This is a genomic window from Mycobacterium sp. (genome assembly GCF_049673265.1).
Classification (GTDB): Bacteria; Actinomycetota; Actinomycetes; order Mycobacteriales; family Mycobacteriaceae; genus Mycobacterium.
This window is the reverse complement of record NZ_JBATXN010000695.1, coordinates 1-6,338: the sequence shown is the minus strand read 5'-3', so window position 1 is coordinate 6,338 and position 6,338 is coordinate 1. Positions and strand designations below refer to the sequence as shown.

Sequence of the window (6,338 nt, the reverse complement as noted above, 5' to 3'; positions counted from 1 at the left end):
GGCCTACCTCGCCGGCAACATGGGTGAGAGTTTGTCCACCGAGTCCGTCGAAGCCGTCCGCAAGATTGTCGACTCGGTGCCAAATGCGCCGCCGGGGGTCAAGGCCTATGTCACCGGCGCCGGTGCGCTGATCGCCGATCAGTCTCATGCGGGTGAGAAAGGCGTCAAGTTGGTCACCATGGTCACCTTCCTGGTGATCATTGTGATGCTGCTTTTCGTCTACCGCTCGGTGAGCACTGTTTTCATCACTCTGTTCATAGTCATCGTCGAAGTGGCCGCGGCCAGGGGTGTCGTCGCGTTCCTCGGGAATTACGGGATCATCGGGCTGTCGACCTTCGCCAACAACTTGCTGGTGTTATTGGCGATCGCGGCCGGCACCGACTACGCGATATTCGTGATGGGCCGATATCACGAGGCCCGTGGCATCGGCGAGGACCGAGAACAGGCCTTCTACACCATGTTTCACGGCACCGCGCATGTCGTGCTGGGCTCGGGCCTGACCGTCGCCGGCGCGATGTATTGCCTCAGCTTTACCCGGTTGCCGTGGTTCCAGACGATGGGTGTGCCTTGCGCCGTCGGCCTGCTGGTCGCGGTATTTGCGGCGTTGACCCTGGGCCCGGCGGTGCTCGCGGTGGCCAGCTTCTTCAAGCTCCTCGATCCGAAGCGGATATTACAAACGCGGAATTGGCGACGGATCGGCACCGCAATTGTCCGTTGGCCCGTACCGATTCTCGCGGTGACGATCGGCATCGCCCTGGTCGGTCTGCTCGCCCTGCCCGGATATACAACCGACTACGACAATCGCCACTACCTGCCGCCGGACACCCCGGCCAACATCGGCTATGCCGCCGCCGAACGACATTTCAATCAAGCTCGGCTGAATCCCGAACTGTTGATGATCGAGACGGATCATGACATGCGCAATCCGGCCGACTTCCTGGTGCTGGACAAGGTGGCAAAGGCTATCTTCCACATCCCCGGTATCGGCCGTGTGCAGACCATCACCCGGCCCCTGGGCACTCCGCTCGACCACGCCACCCTTGCTTTTCTGCTGAGCGCGCAAAGCGCCGGCCGGATCCAGACCCAGCATTACCAAGACGAACAGGCAAACAACCTGTTGAAGCAAGCGGACGAGCTCCGCAAGACAATGGCAACTCTGCACCAGCAGATGCAAGTCACCCAGGACCTCAGCAACACCACGCACCAAACCACGCTGCTCACAAAAGAAACGGTGAAGATTACCGAGTCATTGCGCGACTACATCGCTAACTTCGATGATTTCTTCAGGCCGATCCGCAGCGCCTTCTACTGGGAGAAACACTGCTTCGACGTACCGTTGTGCTGGGCGTTCCAATCCATCTTCAATGCGCTCGACGGCATCGACCAAGTCGCCGAGAACATTGCGGCACTCAGCGCGAATCTCGACAAGCTAGACCAGATTCAGCCGCAGCTCGTGGCGCTGATACCGCCGCAGATTGCCAGCCAGGAGCGAAATCTCGAGACGATCATGTCGAACTACGCGACGACGAAAGGTCTCAACGACCAACAGGAAGCGTTGTCCGACAATGCCACAGCCATGGGAGAGGCCTTCGACAGAGCGAAGAACGACGACACGTTCTATCTGCCGCCGGAGGCCTTCCAAAGCCCGGATTTCAAGCGGGGTCTGAAACAATTCATGTCACCCGACGGCCACGCTGTTCGTTTGATCATCTCGCACGAAGGCGACCCGGCGACCCCTGAAGGCATCTCACATGTCGACCCGATCAAGCAGGCCGTGCACGAGGCCATCAAGGGCACCCCTTGGGAGGGCGCAAAGGTCTATCTCGGCGGCACCGCGGCGCTGTACAAGGACATGCGCGACGCCTCCAACATCGACCTGATGATCGCCGGAATAGCCGCGGCCACTTTGATTTTCATTATCATGTTGGTCATCACCCGAAGCGTGATCGCGGCGCTGGTCATTGTAGGTACCGTCCTGCTTTCGCTGGGCGCGTCCTTTGGCCTTTCGGTGCTGGTGTGGCAGTACCTTCTCGGCATAAGACTGCACTGGATGGTGCTGGCGATGGCGATCATCCTGCTGTTGGCGGTCGGGTCGGACTACAACTTGTTGCTGATATCCCGGTTCAAGGAAGAAATCCACGCCGGGCTGAAGACGGGCACCATCCGCGCCATGGCCGGCTCTGGTTCGGTGGTGACCGCCGCCGGGCTGGTGTTCGCCGCCACCATGGCCTCGTTCGTGTTCGGCCCGTTGCGGGTCATGGCCCAGGTGGGGACCACGATTGCTCTGGGTTTGTTGTTCGACACCCTGATCGTGCGGTCGTTCATGACCCCGTCGGTGGCCACCCTGCTGGGACGTTGGTTCTGGTGGCCGCAGCACGTGCGCCCGCGCCCGGCCAGCACGATGCTTCAGCCATACGGGACCCGCCCGGCGGTCCGTGAGCTGATGCACACGGATGCCGACGAAAGCCCGCCCGGCGGGCTGGTGCAACAGCGGTAAATCCGTGGGGTCTTTGGATGGACGGGTCGCCTTAATCACCGGCGCGGCTCGAGGGCAGGGTCGCGCGCACGCTGTGGCATTGGCTGCCGAGGGGGCGGACATCGTCGCGGCGGATGCTCCCGGTCCGATGAAGGATCTGACGTATCCGCTCGGCACCGAAAGCGATCTGCGCGAGACGGTCGAGCTGGTGAACGGTCTGGGCCGCCGCTGCACTCCGATAGCGCTTGACGTGCGCGACTCGGCCCAGGTCAATGCTGCCGTCGAGCAGACGGTCAGCGACTTCGGCAGTCTCGACATCGTGCTGGCCAACGCCGGCATCGTCAGCACGGGGCTGGTGGAAGACGTAAGCGATGACGTGTGGCAGCAGCTCATCGACACCAACCTCACGGGTGCCTTCAACACTCTGCGCGCTGCCATACCGGTGATGCGGCGCCAGCGATTCGGCCGGATTGTCGTGACGTCCTCAATGGGTGGGCGAATGGGCATCCCAGAGCTGGCCGCCTACAACGCCACCAAGTGGGGCGTCATCGGGCTGGCGAAATCCGTTGCTCTGGAGGTCGCCAAAGACGGCATCACGGTCAACGTCATCTGTCCGACGACGACCCAGACTCCGATGATTCAGCCTGTGGGCGGCCCAGATGCAGGAGACATCCCCGATGACTTGGTGCGGCGCATGATGAAAGCCAACCCGATACCGCAGCCCTGGCTTCAGCCCGAGGACGTCAGTCGTGGAATCGTCTATCTGGTAACCGATCCCGGAGTGATCACCGGCAGTGTGCTCGAAATAGGCCTGGGCGGCAGCGCCCGCATACACTGAACTCCGTTACCCGGACGGGGTTTTCGACAACGGCGCCGTGTTGGCGTCCTGCTCGTCATGCCCATTCAACAGCGAACGAACCGCCGAGCGAGGGCCGGTGGGTCGCAGCATCGTGCTGGCGGGGCGCGGCCGGACCTTGATCGGCCACCAGAACCAGCGTCCGAGCAGCGCCGCGATGGACGGTGTCATGAACGAGCGCACCACCAAGGTGTCGAACAGCAGACCCAGGCCGATCGTGGTGCCGACCTGGCCGATGATCCGCAGGTCGCTGACCACCATGGAGCCCATCGTGAACGCGAACACCAGGCCGGCCGAGGTCACCACCTTGCCGGTGCCGCCCATTGCGCGGATGATGCCCGTCTTCAGCCCGGCGTGGATTTCTTCTTTGAACCGAGACACCAGCAGCAGGTTGTAGTCCGACCCCACCGCCAAAAGCACAATGACCGACATCGCCAACACCATCCAGTGCAGTTTGATCCCAAGGATGTACTGCCAAACCAGCACGGATAGCCCGAAGGACGCACCCAACGAAACCGCAACTGTGCCAACGATAACCAGAGCGGCGATAAGGCTTCGGGTGATGATCAGCATGATGATGAAGATCAGACACAGCGAACCGATTCCGGCGATCCACAGGTCGTATTTCGAGCCGTCCTTCCAGTCTTTGAAGGTGGCCGCGGTACCGGCCAGGTAGATCTTGGAGTCCTCCAGAGGAGTCGCCTTCAGCGACTCCTCGGCCGCCTGCCTGATCGAGTCAACCCGCGCAATGCCTTCCGGCGTCGCGGGATCTCCCCGGTGCGAGATGATCAAGCGCACGGCCTTGCCGTCCGGTGAGAAGAAGTTGTCCAGCGCGCGTTTGAAATCCTTGTTCTTGAAGACTTCCGGTGGCAGGTAGAACGAGTCGTCATTTTTGGCGCGGTCAAAGGCTTTGCCCATCGCCGTCGCGTTATCGCTCAGTTCGTCCATCTGCCCGAAGATCCCGGACATGGTGCTGTGCATCGTCAGCATCATCGTCCGCATCGACTCCATGCTCGCGATCATCGGTGGGAACTCAGCGATCATCTGCGGCATCAGCGCATCGAGTTGGTCGAAATCTTTGGTAAGGACTTGGAACTTCTCGTCGATCTCATCGACGCCGTCGACGGCGTCGAAGACGGATCGCAGCGAGTAGCAGATCGGGATGTCGTAGCAGTGCTTTTCCCAATAGAAGTAGCTGCGGATAGGTCGCCAGGTGTCTTCGAAATTGGCGATGTCGTCTCGCAATTCTTCAGTGACAGCTTGCATTTCCTTCGTCTCGCCGACCATCTTGTGGGTGGTGGCGGTGAGCTGACGCATGAGGTTGTACATGCGCTGCATCCGCATGATCGTGTCCTCGAGCTCGTCGGCCTGCTTGAGCATGTCGTCCATCCGGGCTTTTTGGAATTTCATCGTCTGGACTTGCCCGGCGCTTTGCATGCTGAGCTGAAACGGGATCGACGTATGCTCCATCGCCGTACCCTCCGGGCGCGTAATGGCCTGCACCCTAGACACTCCCGGAACGTGCAAGATGCCTTTGGCCAGTTTATCGAGGACCAAGAAGTCTGCCGGATTACGCAAATCGTGGTCCGCTTCGACCATCATGACTTCGGGCATCATTCGGGCCTGGGAGAAGTGCCGCTCGGCAGCGTCGTATCCCTTATTTGCGGCGATGTCGTGGGGTATGTAGAGCCGATCGTTGTAGCTGGTTTGATATCCCGGCAGCGTCAACAGACCGACAAGCGCGATCCCGCATGCCCCGGCGAGAATGGGCAGCGGCCAGCGCACAATGGCGGTGCCCACCCGCCGCCAGCCACGCGTCCGCATCTTGCGTCTTGGGTCGAACAAGCCGAAGCGTCCACCGACGACGATCACCGCCGGAACCAGGGTAAGCGCGACCGCAACAGCGACGATCATGCCCACCGCGGATGGCACACCGATGGTTTGGAAGTACGGCATCCGGCAAAAGCTCAGGCAGAACGTTGCGCCCGCGATCGTCAGACCGGAAGCCAGCACCACGTGGGCGACACCGCGATACGTCGTGTAGAACGCGGTCTCACGATCTTCACCGAGCTGACGCGCCTCTTGATAGCGACCGAAGAAGAAAATTCCGTAGTCGGTGCCCGCGGCAATTCCCAGCGATACCAACAAGTTAACGGCGAAGGTGGAGAGTCCGATGAGCTGGTGGTAGCCGAGAAACGCGACGATGCCTCGAGCCGCCGTCAATTCGATACCAACCATGAGCAGCAACAGCACGACCGTGATGACGGAGCGATACACCAGGAGCAACATGGTGAGAATCACCAGCATGGTCACCACGGTGATCTTGACGAGGGTGCTGTCACCACTGTGATGCATGTCCGACACCAGCGCCGAAGGACCGGTCACGTAGGCCGTGACGCCCTTTGGCGCGGGTGTCCGGTTCACAATGTCCCGGACCGCCTTGATTGATTCTTCCGCCAGCGTCGTGCCCTGGTTGCCCGCGAGGCTGAGTTGTACGTAGACGCATTTACCGTCGGGGCTTTGCGCGCCGGGCGCCGTGAGCGGATCCCCCCAGAAGTCCTGCACATGCTGGATATGCGCAGGGTCCGCTCTGAACTGCTGAACAAGGCTGTTGTAGTAACGATGCGCATCGTCACCGAGGCGACTATCACTTTCCAGAACCAGCATGGCGGAATTGTCGGAGTCAGATTCCTTGAATTTCTTGCCCATGGCCTCCATCGCCTGCACCGACGGCGCATCTTTGGGGCTCAAGGAAACCTGACGTTGTTCGGCGACTTTCTCCAGCGGTGGAACGGCAACGCTCAACAGGAACACAATCACCAACCACGCGAGGATGACGGGAACCGCCAGCCGATGGATCATCCGCGGCACGAATGGCGGTTTGGCGGGTTCGGCGCTCCTTTGCTCGGTAATCATGCGCCTTTGAGCACGCAGTAGGTGAAGGCGTTGGTTTCGTGCGAGATTTTCTCGGCCTTCACCACGCCGTCGACCACGATGCGGCAGCCG

Annotated in this window: 4 protein-coding genes; 2 read left to right on the top strand and 2 right to left on the bottom strand. The window is 60.8% G+C overall.

The genetic code is table 11. From position 1 onward, the window contains the following. Positions 1-2,497: RND family transporter (locus WBF82_RS23595; protein WP_424385345.1), on the top strand; the 2,497-nt coding region annotated here is incomplete at its 5' end. Between the two features lie 4 nt (positions 2,498-2,501). Next, on the top strand, positions 2,502-3,314 hold the full coding sequence (locus WBF82_RS23590; protein ID WP_424385344.1) for a mycofactocin-coupled SDR family oxidoreductase: 813 nt from the start codon (positions 2,502-2,504) through the stop codon (positions 3,312-3,314). Positions 3,315-3,320: 6 nt separating this feature from the next. Here WBF82_RS23590 and WBF82_RS23585 read toward each other — a convergent pair whose 3' ends face one another. Both WBF82_RS23585 and WBF82_RS23580 read right to left on the bottom strand, forming a co-directional pair. After that, positions 3,321-6,248: an RND family transporter gene (locus tag WBF82_RS23585; RefSeq protein WP_424385343.1), complete on the bottom strand. Its 2,928-nt coding sequence runs from the start codon at positions 6,246-6,248 to the stop codon at positions 3,321-3,323. Further along, positions 6,245-6,338: MmpS family transport accessory protein (locus WBF82_RS23580; RefSeq protein WP_424385346.1), on the bottom strand; the 94-nt coding region annotated here is incomplete at its 5' end. The genes WBF82_RS23585 and WBF82_RS23580, both read right to left, overlap by 4 nt.

Coding starts and splice junctions, on each gene's coding strand:
- WBF82_RS23585 (WP_424385343.1), bottom strand. CDS start 6,248: ATGATTACCGAGCAAAGGAGCGCCGAACCCGCCAAACCGCCATTCGTG.